We start from the raw sequence: 14,760 nt of genomic DNA on the forward strand, positions 1-14,760 counted from the left end.
TCAGCGGCGAAGTCTTTTGAAGCTTCGCCGTGTTTTTTTTGCTACTGCCTGCCCGGCACCCCTATTCACTCGGAATTAATCTTCACCATGTCTACTACCGCCACGCGCAACATTTTGGTGACTAGCGCGCTCCCTTATGCCAACGGAGCTATTCACCTCGGTCACTTGCTTGAGTATATCCAGACTGATATCTGGGTGCGTTTCCAGAAAAGCCGTGGCCAGCAGTGCTACTACGTATGTGCCGATGACGCCCATGGCACCGCAATTATGCTGCGTGCCGAGCAGGAAGGTATTACCTCTGAGGCGCTCATTGAGCGGGTTTCCAACGACCACCAAACAGATTTTTCGCGTTTCGGCGTTGGGTTCGACAATTACCACTCCACCCACTCCGCTGAAAACCGCCACTTCAGCGAAATGATTTATAAGCGCCTGCGCGACAAAGGCCATATCGCCACCCGCGATATTGAGCAGATGTTCGACCCGCAAAAAGGTCTATTTCTGGCAGATCGCTTTATAAAAGGTACCTGCCCCAAGTGCGGCGCCGATGACCAGTATGGCGACAACTGTGAAAAGTGCGGCGCCACCTATACCCCCGCCGACTTGATCAACCCGGTCTCAGCAATTTCCGGCGCCACCCCCGAAGTGCGCACCTCGACCCATTACTTCTTTAAGCTGCCCGACTTTGCCGACTTCTTGCAGGGCTGGATTGACGACGGCCATGTTCAGCCGCAAATCCGTAATAAACTGATGGAGTGGTTTGAGTCCGGCTTTAACGAGTGGGATATTTCCCGCGATGCGCCTTATTTCGGCTTCGAAATTCCCGACGCTCCCGGCAAGTACTTCTATGTCTGGCTAGATGCGCCGATTGGCTATCTGGCCAGTTTCAAGAATCTATGCGACCGGGAAGGCATCGACTTCGACAGCTACTGGAACAAAGACTCCGATGCCGAGGTATATCACTTTATCGGCAAGGACATCGTCTACTTCCATGCACTGTTCTGGCCCGCCATGCTGCATGGCGCTGACCTGCGTACACCCACCGCGGTCAACTGCCATGGCTTCCTGACGGTAGACGGCGCCAAGATGTCGAAATCCCGCGGCACCTTTATTAAAGCCGCCACCTACGCCGATCACCTTAACCCAGAATACTTGCGCTACTATTTTGCCGCTAAGCTCACTTCCAAGGTCGATGACCTGGATCTGAATTTGGAAGACTTTGCCGCGCGGGTAAACGCTGACTTGGTCGGCAAAGTGGTCAATATTGCCAGCCGCTGCGCCGGGTTTGTTAAAAAGCTAGGCGGTGGAACTCTGTCAAGCCACTGCTCGGAGCCTCAGATGGTGGCGCGTTTTATTGCCGCCGGTGACGATATCGCCGACGACTTTGAAGCCCGCGAATTTAGCCGGGCAATGCGCAAAATTATGGAGCTGGCAGACGAAGCCAACACCTATATTGCTGACAAAGAGCCCTGGGCACTGGCCAAGCAGGATGGCCGTGATGCTGAAGTCTTAGACATATGCTCGGTCGGTATTAACCTGTTCCGCCAACTGATGGTCTATCTAGCCCCCGTGGTACCTGCGATGGCTGAGCAAGCGCGGGAGTTTCTTAACGTTGAGTCGCTGGACTGGCACACTCGTCAAAGCGTACTCACCGAGCACTCGATCAACAAATTTAAGCCGCTGATGACCCGTGTTGAACGCGACAAGATCGATGCCATGATTGAAGCGTCGAAGGAAGATCTCGTGGAAGAGCAAAAACTCAAAGAGGCACCGAAAGGCCCACTAGCGGAAGATCCTATCGCCGAAGAAATCGATTTTGCCGCCTTCGCCAAAGTTGATCTGCGCATTGCACGCATCGCCAAAGCCGAGTACGTAGAAGGCGCCGACAAACTATTACAGTTGACCCTCGACCTGGGCGGTGAAACCCGCAATGTGTTCTCCGGCATTCGCTCCGCCTATGCACCGGAAGCCCTGGAAGGCCGCTTAACGGTGATGGTCGCCAACCTGGCTCCTCGCAAAATGCGCTTTGGCGTATCGGAAGGCATGGTGTTAGCCTCTGCCAATGAAGATGGCATCTATTTGCTTTCCCCAGACACGGGTGCAGAACCGGGCCAACGGGTAACGTAATCAACCTATGTCGCTAATGAGGGGCAGAGGCTAACTACCTTTGCCCCTTTTGTTTTTTATTTTTGTCGTCATTTCGCTCGCTTTGCTCAGGCACACCTTATGGTTCAACGCTACTCCCGATCTCTGCGCTTTCGTTTTCTAGCTGCCTTGGGTGGCGTTTTACTCCTCGCGCTTATTTCATTAGTTGTATTGAGCAAGTGGGTAATATTTCCGGCGTTGCATAAAGAAGAGCGTGCGGTAGTCACACAAGAGCTGAAAAAAATTGAACGCACTCTGCAGATCAGCCAGCAAAACTTATTGGCCCAAGTACGCGACTGGGCAATTTGGGACGATACGTACGAATTTGTCCAAGGTAGCTATCCTGGCTATACCGATACCAATTTTAGTCAGCAAATGTTTGAAGAGATGCGCTACCAGTTAATGGCTTTTTTCAACGCGGAGGGAGATGTGCATTTTTTAGCGGGCATTAATCCCGCTACCGGTCAATACCACACCTGCTATAGCGCAGAGCGCGAATGCCGTTGGATGGCAGGGTTGATTCGGACTATGCAGGTGTCTATTAAAGAAGATCCAAAACAAGGAAAAAGCGACCTGTATGCAGGGTCACCACCGCTAATGGTGGCCTCCAATCCTATTTTTCGTACCGACGAAAGCGGCCCGCCTCAGGGCTGGCTGTTTAAAGTGCGACCCATGGATGATGCGTGGCTTGCTTTAATAGAAGATTATACAGGGCTACCCACGACGCTTTCGATGGTTGATAGCAGTGAGGATAACGATATTGCTATTACCATCAGTGGTAATACCATTGTGGCTTTGCGCTATTTAGCTACCTACCCACTCAATGAGCAGTTAGCGTTAGGTACTCAGCTTAATCGCACCAGTTATTTGGCCAGTTTAGAGACCTTCCGTTACGTACTGCTGTGGACCGCCTGCTTAATGCTGTTGGTGATCGGCCTAGTACTGCTGCTTTTAGAGCGAATAATCCTTAAGCCGCTTAAAGTTTTAACCCGTTTCACCCAGCAAACCAGTGATGACTTTGAGGGAGGGTCACAAAGATTATTGCAACGTGGTGATGAAATCGGAATACTCGCGCGCGCCTTTCAAAAGCAGCTTAAGCGCCAACAGCAACTCAATGCCGAGCTAATCGTGCTTTCTACCCACGACCCTTTGACCAACTTACCCAACCGCCGTTTATTCGATCAGCGCCTAAAAGAGGTGGTCAGTATGGCCCTATCTACTGGGCAGCCCCTCTCTGTCATGATGATTGATATTGATCATTTCAAACTGTTTAACGATCATTATGGGCACCCTGAAGGGGATGTGTGTTTGCAACGGATAGCGCAAACGATGCATGACGTCGCCACCGTCCATGGCTTTTTTATAGCGCGCACAGGCGGTGAAGAATTCAGTGCCATGCTGCCTGCTACTTGCGCCGCCCAGGCGATGGATAAAAGCCAAGCACTTAGTTATGCCATAGACCAATTAAGACATCCCCACCAAACGTCACCCGTGGCTTCATATGTCACCGTTAGCATTGGCATTAGCCAGTTGAATATAGAAGGCGCCTTGACGCCCAGCGGATTAATGTCGGCCGCTGATCAAGCACTTTATGCAGCTAAAGCAGCAGGCCGGCACTGCGCCAAGATTTATAAGCCGTTGCTAGCCAATAGCCCATTTTCTTCGCACAATACGACGCCATGAGTGAGCTATTTATCATTTTGATCAGCACTGCGCTGGTCAATAACTTCGTGCTGGTGCAGTTTCTGGGCCTGTGCCCCTTTATGGGCGTCTCCAATAAACTGGAGTCGGCCATGGGCATGTCCCTGGCCACCACCTTTGTGCTGACCCTGGCATCTGCAGCGAGCTTTGTGGTGTATCACGGCCTGCTTTTGCCGCTGGATATTACCTACCTGCGCACCATCAGCTTTATTGTGGTGATCGCCGCCGTGGTGCAGTTTACCGAAATCATGGTGCGCCAACTAAGTCCGCTGCTGCATCAAGTGCTGGGAATATTTCTACCGCTGATCACCACCAACTGCGCAGTGTTGGGCGTCGCGCTACTGTCGCTAAATCGTGAATTAAGCTTTTTTCATACCACCCTCTACGGGTTAGGGGCGGCGCTGGGCTTCTCGCTTATCTTGGTGCTATTCGCGGCAATGCGGGAACGGCTAGCGGGAGCGGATATCCCCAAACCCTTCCAGGGTGCTGCCATTGCCATGGTCACCGCCAGTCTAATGTCATTGGCGTTTCTGGGTTTTTCTGGGCTAGTACAGGGGTAACCGCCATGAGTGACACCTTTTCGTGGTGGGGCATTCTCAGTACGGTGGGAGTGCTTACCGGACTGGGGATTATTTTCGGAGCGCTGTTAGGCGTGGTTAGCGAGCGCTTCAAACGCGAAGATAATCCATTAGTTGAGCAGATTGATGCGCTACTGCCACAAACCCAGTGCGGCCAGTGCGGCTACCCTGGCTGCCGCCCTTACGCTGAAGCAATCAATCAGGGCGATGCGCTGAACAAATGCCCACCGGGCGGCGAAGCGACCATTCACGCCCTTGCCGATCTTCTCGGTCGCGAAGCTGAGCCACTTGACGGCGACGCCCAGAGCGAAGCCAAGGTAGCGTTTATTCGCGAAGAGGAGTGCATTGGCTGCACCAAATGCATCCAGGCCTGCCCGGTGGATGCGATTATCGGCGCGGCTAAATTGATGCACACCGTGATTGAAGACGAATGCACCGGCTGCGATCTTTGTCTTGACCCTTGCCCCGTCGACTGTATTGATATGCTGCCTCGCTCAGCACCGCTCACCCAGTGGCAGCCGATCGTAACGCCTTCACCGGAATTAATTGTCAGCGACCGCCAACCTGCCCCAGGGGGACTTCATGCCGAGCGCCTATGACTTTCCTGGTGGCATTTATCCTCCTGAACGGAAACAGCGCTCTAGCCAGGCAACGCTGATTGAAGCGCCGCTGCCCAGCTGGGTGACGCTGCCACTACAACAGCACAGCGGGCAACCCGCCACGCCCTGTGTGGCACGGGGAGATAGCGTAAAAGTCGGCAGTGTGATTGCCAATCGTGAAGGCATGATCTCCAGCAACCTGCACGCCAGCATCAGCGGCACAGTCACCGAGGTCACCACAGCCCAAATCACCATTGAGGGCGATGGGCTAGATGAGTGGTTCCGGCTGCCTAGCCTCGACTGGCGCAGTGCCGGGCGCCAAGAGTTGCTTGAGCGTTTAAACGAAAGTGGCATTGTCGGCTTAGGCGGAGCGGGGTTTCCCAGCCATATCAAAGCGCGGGTGGTCGAACGGCATGCGATAGACACCTTGGTGATCAACGCCGCCGAGTGCGAACCCTATATCACCGCCGATGACCTTACGTTACGCCACTACCCTGGCGAGGTAATCGAAGGCGCGCAGATCATCGCCAAACTGTGCGACGCGCAGCATATCGTTATTGGCATTGAAGACAACAAACCCGAGGCCATTGAAGCGCTGCAGCAAGCCCTGGCTGATAGTCAACCAGTGCCGGTCGAGCTAACAGTCATCCCCACCCGCTACCCCAGCGGCGGCGAGCGCCAGCTAATTAAAAAACTGCTGGATCTCAATGTACCCAGTGGCGGGCTACCCGCGGATGTGGGGGTACTGTGCCATAACCCCGGCACCCTGCTGGCGATACGACATGCGGTGCGCGATGGCCAGCCGCTGGTTTCAAGAATCGTCACGCTCACTGGGGAAGCGATTGCCCAGCCCGGCAACCGCTGGGTACGCCTGGGCACTTCGGTTATGGAACTGCTTGAGGAAGCGGGAGTGAATCACTCGGCGCTAAACCAAGTGATTCAGGGCGGCCCCATGATGGGCAAGTCGCTGCTAACGCTGGATACGCCGGTTACCAAACTGACTAACTGCTTGATCGCCGCCACCCTTGATGAGCTACCGCCTCCCCCGGCAGAAGCGCCCTGCATACGCTGCGGAGAGTGCGAAAACGTTTGCCCTGTGGCGCTGTTGCCACAGCAACTGCATTGGTACGCCCGCGCTCAAGATGATACCAAGCTGGAGCGCTATCACCTGTTTGACTGCATTGAGTGCGGCGCCTGCAGCTATGTGTGCCCCAGCCATATCCCGCTGGTTGTGGATTACCGCGAAGCCAAAAGCCGGATACGCCTGCAGCGGATTGAAGCTACAAAAGCCGAACACGCCAAACACCGCTTTGAGTTCCGCCAAGCGCGGCTCGCTCGGGAAGAGGCTGAGAAACAGGCACGCAAGCAAGCCCGGCAGGCGCAACAACGTCGCCCCTCTAACACGGTCACACCCAGCACCAGCAGCGACAAGGTCGATTTACGCGGCCTGCGGATCGCCCATGCCGCCGCCAAAGCATCGGTCAAGAAAGCGGAAAAGACCCTGGCGCGGGTGGCCCAGGAAGATCCCAAACAATCCCTGGATGATTTAGAAATGCAGCTTGCCACCGCCCAAGAGAACTTAAAGGCAGCCGAGTTACAACTTGCCCAGGCGCGTGAAGAGCAGTCTAGTGAGGAGTCACCATGAGCATGATGCACGCCGCTGGCGTTAACGATGCCGCGAAGGCAACTAACGTGCCGCCAACAGCGAGCCTAATGCGCTGGGTGATCATTGCGACGCTGCCTGGTATCGCCACCATGAGCTACTTCTTTGGCCTCGGTGTCATCAGCAATGTGCTACTGGCCGCGGCATTTGGAGTCGCCCTTGAAGCCGCCGTGCTGCGCCTACGCAGGCGGCCCATTTGCGTAACGTTGAATGACTCAAGCGCCCTACTTACCGGTGTTTTACTGGGCGCGTCACTGCCCCCTGCCAGCCCCTGGTGGCTTATCGGCGTGGGTATGGTCGCGGCCATCGTGGTCGCCAAGCAGCTATACGGCGGCTTGGGTCATAACCCGTTTAACCCCGCCATGGTGGGCTATACGCTGCTGCTGGTGTCTTTTCCTACCTATATGACGCTATGGGCACCGCCCCAAGAACTCATACCGGATGGCCTATGGGCGCAAATCGCAGGAACGCTGCCGACCGCCCAGTTGGATAGTTTGAGCGGTGCCACGCCGCTTGATGCCTTTAAACACAAAGGTGACGCGGTGCTTGCCAGCGAGTTCTGGGCGACCAGCCCTCTGTCGGAAGGCACTCTGAATGCCTGGCGATGGGTGGGCCTTGCGTGGTTAGCGGGTGGCGTATTGTTGCTGGCGAAGCGGATTATTAGCTGGCATATACCGGTGGCGATGGTGGGAAGTTTGGTGGTACTTGCCACGCTGTTTTACCTCAGCGACCCCAGCCACTTTGCCTCGCCGCTATTTCACCTGCTTACCGGGGCAACACTATTTGGGGCTTTTTTTATTGCCACCGATCCGGTTTCCGCCGCCACCAGTCGACGCGGTAAGCTACTCTATGGCGTGGGCATTGGCGCGCTGTTGATCACTATCCGCACCTTTGGCGGCTACCCCGATGCGGTGGCCTTTGCGGTGCTGTTAATGAACCTGTGCGTGCCGCTACTCGACCTGTATAGCGTACCGCGCCCCACCGGTCAGCCAAAAGCCACATCAGGAAAGCCAGGAGAGCGACTATGACTCTCTTCCAGGCCATGCAGCGCGGCGCCTTTGCGCTGGGAGCCTTTGCGCTGGTCACCGCGGGCAGTGTCGCGCTTACCCGCGCGCTGACCGCCGAACGCATAGAGACGCATCAGTTGGCTTACCAGCACCGCCAGCTTCAAGAAGTGCTGCCCCAGTCGCTGGCGAATACGCCCGTTACCCAAGTGCTGGAAAGCACCTTTACGCTTCCCAATTCAGAAGCGCTGGGTCTTCCGAACGATAGCCAAGGCTGGTGGGTGAGTGATAGCGAGACTATTAACAAGAGCAGTAACGAGAACAGTAACAAGAGCAGCGCAGTGATTTTGCCGGTCATCACGCGGCAGGGCTATAACGGCGAAATCCGCCTACTGGTAGGCATTGATGAGCAGCAGCGTATTACCGGCGTGCGCGTTACCCAGCACCACGAAACCCCCGGCCTGGGCGATGATATTGAGCGCAGCCGCAGCGACTGGATCACTAACTTTAACGGTCTGGGATTAGATAGCTTACCGCAGGGCGGCTGGGCAGTGGCTAAAGACGGCGGTCAGTTTGATGCCTTTACCGGTGCGACGATTACCCCCAGGGCCGTGGTGAACGCGGTGCATAAAGCGCTTCAATACGCCGCCGATACACCACTACCAATGTCATTTGAGGAGCCCGCCTTATGAGTCAGTGGCGCGAACTCGCCCGCAGCGGCCTTTGGTCAAACAACCCCGCACTGGTTCAATTGCTGGGGCTATGCCCACTGCTGGCAGTCAGCGGCAGCGTCGTCAACGCGCTGGGGCTGGCGCTGGCCACGCTGCTGGTTATGGTGGGCGCCAGCACGGCGATTTCGCTGATTCGTCACCAGGTGCCCAGTGCCGTGCGCCTGCCCGCGTTTGTGATGGTGATTGCCGCCTTTGTTACCTGCGCCGAGCTGCTGATGGCCGCCTACGCCTACCCGCTCTACCAGGTATTGGGAATTTTTATTCCACTGATCGTCACCAACTGCGCCATCCTGGGCCGTGCCGATGCCTTTGCCTCTCGCCAGCCGGTGCTTCCAGCGGCCATAGACGGCTTTATGATGGGGCTTGGTTTTGGTGCGGTACTGGTCGTGCTTGGCGCGCTACGCGAACTACTCGGCCAGGGCACACTATTTAGTGATATGGCACTACTGTTTGGGCCCGGTGCGGCCCATTGGCAACTCACCATTGCCGACGACTACCAGTTCCTGTTTTTCGTGCTGCCGCCGGGGGCGTTTTTTGTGGCGGGTATGTTAATCGCCCTGAAAAATGTCATCGACCAACGCAGCGCGGCCCGTGCCCGACCAGCAGTTGCTAAACCGCGCACCGATCGCCGCGTGCGGGTCACCGGAACGATTAAATAGCCAATATAAATAGCCGTTAAGTAAATAACGGGGACAATCAAACCAAGAGAACCGCCATGAATGCCCAAAAGCGTCATGAAATCTTCACTCGCCTCCAGGCAGAGAACCCGCACCCAACCACCGAGCTTAATTGGAACACGCCGTTTGAGCTGTTGGCCGCCGTGCTGCTGTCTGCTCAAGCCACCGACGTGGGCGTTAATAAAGCCACGGCGCGACTCTACCCAGTAGCCAACACGCCCCAGGCGATTATTGATTTAGGTATCGATGAGCTTAAAGCGCATATCAAAACCATCGGCCTCTACAACACCAAAGCCGAAAACCTGATGAAGACCTGCCACATGCTGGTCAATCAGCACGGCGGTGAGGTGCCCGACACCCGCCAAGCGTTAGAGGCCTTGCCGGGGGTAGGTCGTAAAACTGCCAACGTGATACTTAATACCGCCTTTGGCCAACCCACTATGGCGGTGGATACGCATATTTTCCGGGTATCCAACCGCACCGGCATCGCCAAAGGCAAAGATGTCTTAGAGGTTGAGCAAAAACTGCTGCGCCACGTACCCAAAGCCTTCCTTCACGATGCTCACCACTGGCTGATTCTGCACGGCCGTTACACCTGTATTGCCCGTAAACCCCGCTGCGGTAGCTGCATTATCGAGGATCTGTGCGACTATAAAGATAAAACTGAACTCGCTTAGACGGAGTGCTACATGCCTACCCCCGCCACGCTACTCCACGACCAGCCCATCTCAAGGCGTATCGACGCGCTGCTGGATCTCTCAAAGCAACATGCCGAGCAATTCTGTAGCCCCGGGGCATGGCTGGCACGGCAACGCTATATGGCCCAGCACCCCACCTCCATCGTGGTGATGAAGTGCATGGATGGGCGGATTCATATTCCCCATGCTACACGTACGCCGTTAGGGATTATTACCCCATTTCGTAATCTCGGCGGCATTTTTGATTTGGGCTGGCCCTACTTGGGTGAGCTACTGACCGACACGGTAGTCGATGCGGCTCAGGCGGGGCGCGCCACACTGATGCTGATCACCTATCACTTTTCGCGAGGCAACCAGGCCCGTGGCTGCGCCGGTTTTAATTGCGATACACAGGCCGCTAAAGCCCACGCTTATGCGATTGCCAAACAGGCGGGCAAGCTGTTCGGCCACGATCACCAGCAGGTTTACCCACTGGTGTGTGGATTTGAAACCGACAGTGATGCGCTAATTATTCACGGGAAAGAGGGTGCGACCCTGGATGTAAGCGACTGGGTGGAGAGTGCTCCTGAGGGGTTGAGCAGTCAACTGAACGCTATTTGCCCGGATATGCCTCATGATATGCAACGAGATCTGCTGCCGCTGCTGGAAGGCAATCTTGCCCACGTTAGCGAACTCCAGGGTGTCGAGCGAGAGCTGGATATTGAGCACCGGGAGTGGGTGATCTGCATTGGCCGGGGCTTTGATTTTTTGCACCTACCCAATACTGCCTTGATCATAGGGCCTTACGGACCTGATTTAGCGGTACCCATTGGCACCGCGGCCACTATCATTGACGCCAATATGCGCGCCGGACGCATTCCAGACGATGGGTTTATGCTGTTGGCGTCAACACCCTACCAGCATAGCGGCGTCGACCGTGCCCGGGCAGAACTGAAATCACATTTCCTATCCGAGTTTGCCGAGCAGGTGATTCATAGAGAACACCCAACACTTGCGCAAAAGATGCGTCGCCATACCGCCGTGGTTCACTGGCCTACCCGCCGACTAGACCCGCTCGTCTGATAAAAGCTGGCGGTATGCCTCACGCCAAGCAGGCCACTCCCACGCGGTGGCATCAAGGCGTTCAGGACGAGCCGCCGGGTCGGTTAGCCAAGTATTAAGCCGCTCATAAAGCCCCTCCCGCGTGCCGTCGTAACGATAGTCTGGCGGGTAGAGAGCGGGGAAACAGAGCCGATCAGGCACCAGCGGCAGCGCCCCGCGCTGGGCCGCCTCCATAATCGCCAAGCCCTGAAACTCATGCCATGTCGTCGATACCACAATACCGGCACTATCTAGCAGTTCGCGATACGCCTCTTCCGGCTGTGGCCCCCAAGCCACAATGTGCTTGGCTAAGCGCTGCTCGGCCTCGGCAAAAATAGCCGGGGCTTGACGAAAACGCTGACCCATTACCGCTAGCTCAAACGAGACCCCGGCGTCGCTTAAGGCAAACAGCACCGCAAAAAAGTCGTCAGGATTTTTGTCGTATTCCCAGCGATGATTCCAAACGATACGATGAGGCATCGTTGCATCGCGAGACGTTTTATTGCTAACAGGGATGGGAACCGGCAACACCTGGGCGCGCGCACGCAGCGCTTCAAGAGGCTTAACTGCGGGAAGATTTTCCGGCATTTTTTTCAGGAAAGCCCGTGCGCCATCGATAAAAGAGTCGCGATTATAGGCGCTGTTAAACACCACGCTATCCGCCGCCAACGCCGCATAAAGATTGACCATCTTGGCCTCTACTTGCGGCATTTGATCGCTCGATTCCGGATAGGAAAACTGGTTTTCATGGAAATAGACGATTTTTCTAGCTTGCCCCAAGTGGGGGAAAAGCCCCACCAACGTTGCCAAATCAACCATCGAAGTGGCCAAGACCACATCGAAATGCTGGCTAAGGGTGTCATGCTCTTTTAGCATCCAGCTCAGCGGGTTACCGCGGATACGCCAGGCGAAATGGCGTGGAGGCAGACTCAACAGCGTCCATGACACCTCATCTAGCTGCGCCATCAAACTTTGTGCCCAGTAACGATGACTCACCGCTTCATAGGCAGATAACAGAAGAACGCGCATTAACAAGCCCCAGCAACCAAATCAGTGGAAGCCATAACACCCTAGCTATGGCCACGTGGCAGGCAGTGTAACAAAGCGCGCTTGAAAGCTCTTTTTGAAAACTCTTTTGCAGAAGCTCCTGTCTTACCTGCATTCGGCCAAGGTCGTCTTGGCTGACCCGTTAGATCTATCTAGACTCCAGGCAAGGTTAAAACAACTAAAAGCAGGAGAGCTCCATGGCTAAAGTGCTCGTTGTCGATGACGAACCCAACATTGTTTTATCGCTAGAGTTCCTGATGGAGCAAGCAGGGTTTGAGGTCGTCACTGCCGAAGATGGTGAACAGGCCCTGGCAAGAGTGAATGACAGCCACCCCGATCTGCTGCTACTCGATATTAGCCTACCGGGGATTAGCGGCTTTGACGTCTTAGAGCGGTTGCGTGGCGAGGCGGCCACCGCCCAACTGCCGATTATCATGCTGACTGCTCACGGGCGAGATGTTGAGCGGGAGAAAGGCATGGCACTGGGCGCCGATGATTACATCACCAAGCCCTTCTCAACCCAGTCGCTGGTGGAAAAAGTCAAAGCGCTACTGATCGAGGAGCAGCCATGACCCGGGCCGGGCTACCCAAACGTCAGCGTCTGATGGGTCTGTGGCTGCTACTTAGCGGCATCAGCCTGCTGGGCGGGGCCATTTTTGCCGCCTGGCTGGATGCCCAGCTTGCCCCCACTGGCGTAACGCGCATTGCCCTGTGGCTAGGCAGCTTTTCCGGTGGCGCAACGATTTTTTTAGTCGGTTTGCTGCTTGAGCGCATGCTGTTTACCCCACTGCGCCATTTGCAGGTGCAGTTGGCGCGCTTAGTCGCCAACCCCGATGCCCGAGACGAACACCCACCCGAAGGCTGGCTCAAAGGGCTGGGCCCCGACCTACGCCGGGTACGCGAAAGCTGGCGATCAGATCGCAGTCGCCTTACCACTGCTCACGCTGACGGTGCGCGAAGCGCAGCACGCATTCGCCAAGAGTTGGAAACCTTGCTGCAAGTACTCGAAACACCGCTGCTACTGTGCGATCACCACCGCCGTCTCATGCTGTTCAATCAGGCGGCCGAGGACTTTTTTGCGGGTAACACCGGGCTAGGGCTGGGTAAACGCCTTGAAGCGCTGCTTCCGGTGGCGAGCCTACAACAAATGCTCGGCCAACTGCCTAACGACGGCTCACCGCGCGAATTACTCGCCCCCTGCGACGACCGCTGGCTCAAGGTGATTTTACGTCGCGTGCCGGGTAGCGATGGCGAAACACTGCTGACATTTAGCGACGCCACTGCCTCTTGGTCGAGCGAAATGGGCGTTAGGGCGGAACTGGCCGATATGCTCACACCGCTGCGTCAGCATACCGCCAGCCTGACCAGCGCCGCCGATGCCCTGATTCAACTGCGTAACCAAAACGATGCTAGCACGTCGTCTTTACGCCAGCGTTTTGAGCGGGTTATTCAAGAAGAGGGCGCTACGCTCGGCGACAACGTGGCGAAAATCGGCCAACTGCTCGACGATATGCAGCACCAGGGCGAGCGCTTAACGCCGATGTGGTCAAACGACTTCTGGCAGGCGCTTGATGAGCGCCTTGACCCGGCGCACCGCTTAATTACTCCGGTGGGCATGCCCGCCTGGTTTAAAGGCGACGCCCCCGCTTTGATCGCACTGTTTGACTCTTTGGTGAAACACCTCAATGTCCAGCTGCCTGACAGTGGCTTTGAAGGTGAGATATGCCTGGGTAACAAACGCGTCTATCTCGACCTTATTTGGCGAGGTAAGGCGATTCCCGAGCATGAACTGGCGGAGTGGCGCCAGCAGCCGCTCAACTCACTGCCGTTGACCCCCAGCGTCGCTGATGTGCTGCGCCAACACGCCAGCGACATCTGGTGCCTGGCCGACGATAATGGCATTTATTCACGCTTGCGGCTCCCCCTGCCCGCCATGGAGCGTGTCGGCGCCCCACGGGAAACCGCCCCGCCACGCCCTGAATTCCATGACTTTGGCATCGCCGACCTGCCCCCGCCGGATGAAGCGCTGGCCAGCCGAACGCTGCGCAGCCTGGAAATCGTCGCCTTTGATACGGAAACCACCGGGCTTGAGCTGCGCCGGGGCGATACAGTGATCAGCCTTGGCGCCTGCCGCGTGGTCAACGCGCGTTTATTGGCCAGCGAAGCCTTCGATCAAAAAGTCGACCCCCAGCGGCCTATCCCTCCCGCTAGCACCGCGATTCACGGCTTGACCGATGCCGATGTGGTCGGCGCACCGCCGCTGGATATTGTGCTTACCCGCTTTCGTGACTATGTCGGCGAAGCGGTACTGCTGGCCCATAACGCCGCCTTTGATCTACTCGCCATCAGCCACAAAGGGGTTGTCTTTGATATCCCCGTGATTGACACCCTGCTGATTTCCCGGGCACTGGACGAAGCGCTGGATGGTCATGACCTGGACAGCCTGGCCCAGCGCTATGATCTGGCTTTTCCACCGGGCACCCGCCACACTGCATTAGGCGATGCCCGCGTGACCGCCGAGCTATGGCTAGCCCTGCTGCCACGCTTAGAAGCCCGCGGCGTCGATACGCTTGAGCAATTGTTAGCGCTGCAAGCCAACGCCTTCGACCGACAGGATGCCAGTGCCTGATGAAACCGTTCGGTGTTAAATCACGCCAAACAGAGCGCCTGATGGCGTTAGTGGCCATCGCCCTGCTGCTGTTCTGTCCGCCGCTGATTATTGTCGTCGATCGTTTGCCTGCTTTTAGCGTGGGCTGGCTACCGTTGTATCTATTTATCGCCTGGGCAGTGGTGATTGGCTTAACCGCCTGGCTGATGGAACAGCGAGCAGGCCGCTAACC

14 protein-coding genes are annotated in these 14,760 nt (G+C 56.2%); 13 read left to right on the top strand and 1 reads right to left on the bottom strand.

The genetic code is table 11. The features are described from left to right. Nucleotides 1-87 precede the first annotated feature (87 nt). From metG to A6R74_RS03050, 10 genes are all read left to right on the top strand, one after another. Nucleotides 88-2,124 (top strand): methionine--tRNA ligase, encoded by a 2,037-nt coding sequence (gene metG / locus A6R74_RS03005; protein ID WP_064232976.1) that lies wholly within the window; start codon nt 88-90, stop codon nt 2,122-2,124. A 99-nt stretch (nt 2,125-2,223) separates the two neighbouring features. Beyond that, a complete protein-coding gene (locus A6R74_RS03010; protein ID WP_064232977.1) occupies nt 2,224-3,825 on the top strand; it encodes a sensor domain-containing diguanylate cyclase in 1,602 nt (533 codons plus the stop codon). Next, entirely contained in the window at nt 3,822-4,403 is a 582-nt protein-coding gene (gene rsxA, locus A6R74_RS03015) for an electron transport complex subunit RsxA (protein WP_064232978.1), read from the top strand. Before A6R74_RS03010 ends, rsxA begins: the two co-directional genes overlap by 4 nt. Before the next feature lie 5 nt (nt 4,404-4,408). Continuing rightward, nucleotides 4,409-5,020, top strand: coding sequence for an electron transport complex subunit RsxB (gene rsxB / locus A6R74_RS03020; protein WP_064232979.1), 612 nt, complete (start codon nt 4,409-4,411; stop codon nt 5,018-5,020). Next, nucleotides 5,004-6,665: an electron transport complex subunit RsxC gene (gene rsxC, locus A6R74_RS03025; protein ID WP_064232980.1), complete on the top strand. Its 1,662-nt coding sequence runs from the start codon at nt 5,004-5,006 to the stop codon at nt 6,663-6,665. The genes rsxB and rsxC overlap by 17 nt, the downstream gene beginning before the upstream one ends. Continuing rightward, nucleotides 6,662-7,711 carry an RnfABCDGE type electron transport complex subunit D gene (locus A6R74_RS03030; RefSeq protein ID WP_064232981.1) on the top strand — a complete coding sequence of 350 codons (1,050 nt, stop codon included), beginning with the start codon at nt 6,662-6,664 and terminating at the stop codon, nt 7,709-7,711. Before rsxC ends, A6R74_RS03030 begins: the two co-directional genes overlap by 4 nt. Beyond that, on the top strand, nt 7,708-8,379 hold the full coding sequence (gene rsxG / locus A6R74_RS03035) for an electron transport complex subunit RsxG (protein WP_064232982.1): 672 nt from the start codon (nt 7,708-7,710) through the stop codon (nt 8,377-8,379). Before A6R74_RS03030 ends, rsxG begins: the two co-directional genes overlap by 4 nt. After that, the gene (locus A6R74_RS03040) at nt 8,376-9,077 is read left to right on the top strand and encodes an electron transport complex subunit E (protein ID WP_064232983.1); all 702 of its coding nucleotides are present in this window, start codon (nt 8,376-8,378) and stop codon (nt 9,075-9,077) included. The genes rsxG and A6R74_RS03040 overlap by 4 nt, the downstream gene beginning before the upstream one ends. Before the next feature lie 56 nt (nt 9,078-9,133). After that, nucleotides 9,134-9,772 (top strand): endonuclease III, encoded by a 639-nt coding sequence (gene nth / locus A6R74_RS03045; RefSeq protein ID WP_064232984.1) that lies wholly within the window; start codon nt 9,134-9,136, stop codon nt 9,770-9,772. A gap of 12 nt (nt 9,773-9,784) precedes the next feature. Continuing rightward, nucleotides 9,785-10,855, top strand: coding sequence for a carboxysome shell carbonic anhydrase domain-containg protein (locus A6R74_RS03050; RefSeq protein ID WP_064232985.1), 1,071 nt, complete (start codon nt 9,785-9,787; stop codon nt 10,853-10,855). On the opposite strand, the gene A6R74_RS03055 is transcribed toward A6R74_RS03050, so the two are convergent. After that, nucleotides 10,838-11,902, bottom strand: a complete 1,065-nt coding sequence (locus tag A6R74_RS03055; protein ID WP_064232986.1) for a tRNA-queuosine alpha-mannosyltransferase domain-containing protein — start codon at nt 11,900-11,902, stop codon at nt 10,838-10,840. The genes A6R74_RS03050 and A6R74_RS03055 overlap by 18 nt on opposite strands. 215 nt (nt 11,903-12,117) lie before the next feature. Here A6R74_RS03055 and A6R74_RS03060 point away from each other — a divergent pair, with 215 nt between their 5' ends. Genes A6R74_RS03060 through A6R74_RS03070 form a run of 3 tightly spaced genes read left to right on the top strand, consistent with a single transcriptional unit; the run spans nt 12,118 to nt 14,758 of the window. After that, nucleotides 12,118-12,492, top strand: coding sequence for a response regulator transcription factor (locus tag A6R74_RS03060; RefSeq protein ID WP_064232987.1), 375 nt, complete (start codon nt 12,118-12,120; stop codon nt 12,490-12,492). Beyond that, on the top strand, nt 12,489-14,549 hold the full coding sequence (locus A6R74_RS03065) for a 3'-5' exonuclease (RefSeq protein WP_064232988.1): 2,061 nt from the start codon (nt 12,489-12,491) through the stop codon (nt 14,547-14,549). Before A6R74_RS03060 ends, A6R74_RS03065 begins: the two co-directional genes overlap by 4 nt. Then, entirely contained in the window at nt 14,549-14,758 is a 210-nt protein-coding gene (locus A6R74_RS03070) for a hypothetical protein (protein ID WP_064232989.1), read from the top strand. Before A6R74_RS03065 ends, A6R74_RS03070 begins: the two co-directional genes overlap by 1 nt. The last annotated feature ends 2 nt before the right edge of the window (nt 14,759-14,760 follow it).

Source organism: Halomonas sp. ALS9, assembly GCF_001651035.1.
GTDB lineage: Bacteria > Pseudomonadota > Gammaproteobacteria > Pseudomonadales > Halomonadaceae > Vreelandella.

What these genes read in the sequence shown, in the direction of transcription:
- metG (WP_064232976.1), top strand. Translation starts at nt 88, where the DNA reads ATGTCTACTACCGCCACGCGCAACATTTTGGTGACTAGCGCGCTCCCT.
- A6R74_RS03010 (WP_064232977.1), top strand. Translation starts at nt 2,224, where the DNA reads ATGGTTCAACGCTACTCCCGATCTCTGCGCTTTCGTTTTCTAGCTGCC.
- rsxA (WP_064232978.1), top strand. Translation starts at nt 3,822, where the DNA reads ATGAGTGAGCTATTTATCATTTTGATCAGCACTGCGCTGGTCAATAAC.
- rsxB (WP_064232979.1), top strand. Translation starts at nt 4,409, where the DNA reads ATGAGTGACACCTTTTCGTGGTGGGGCATTCTCAGTACGGTGGGAGTG.
- rsxC (WP_064232980.1), top strand. Translation starts at nt 5,004, where the DNA reads ATGCCGAGCGCCTATGACTTTCCTGGTGGCATTTATCCTCCTGAACGG.
- A6R74_RS03030 (WP_064232981.1), top strand. Translation starts at nt 6,662, where the DNA reads ATGAGCATGATGCACGCCGCTGGCGTTAACGATGCCGCGAAGGCAACT.
- rsxG (WP_064232982.1), top strand. Translation starts at nt 7,708, where the DNA reads ATGACTCTCTTCCAGGCCATGCAGCGCGGCGCCTTTGCGCTGGGAGCC.
- A6R74_RS03040 (WP_064232983.1), top strand. Translation starts at nt 8,376, where the DNA reads ATGAGTCAGTGGCGCGAACTCGCCCGCAGCGGCCTTTGGTCAAACAAC.
- nth (WP_064232984.1), top strand. Translation starts at nt 9,134, where the DNA reads ATGAATGCCCAAAAGCGTCATGAAATCTTCACTCGCCTCCAGGCAGAG.
- A6R74_RS03050 (WP_064232985.1), top strand. Translation starts at nt 9,785, where the DNA reads ATGCCTACCCCCGCCACGCTACTCCACGACCAGCCCATCTCAAGGCGT.
- A6R74_RS03055 (WP_064232986.1), bottom strand. Translation starts at nt 11,902, where the DNA reads ATGCGCGTTCTTCTGTTATCTGCCTATGAAGCGGTGAGTCATCGTTAC.
- A6R74_RS03060 (WP_064232987.1), top strand. Translation starts at nt 12,118, where the DNA reads ATGGCTAAAGTGCTCGTTGTCGATGACGAACCCAACATTGTTTTATCG.
- A6R74_RS03065 (WP_064232988.1), top strand. Translation starts at nt 12,489, where the DNA reads ATGACCCGGGCCGGGCTACCCAAACGTCAGCGTCTGATGGGTCTGTGG.
- A6R74_RS03070 (WP_064232989.1), top strand. Translation starts at nt 14,549, where the DNA reads ATGAAACCGTTCGGTGTTAAATCACGCCAAACAGAGCGCCTGATGGCG.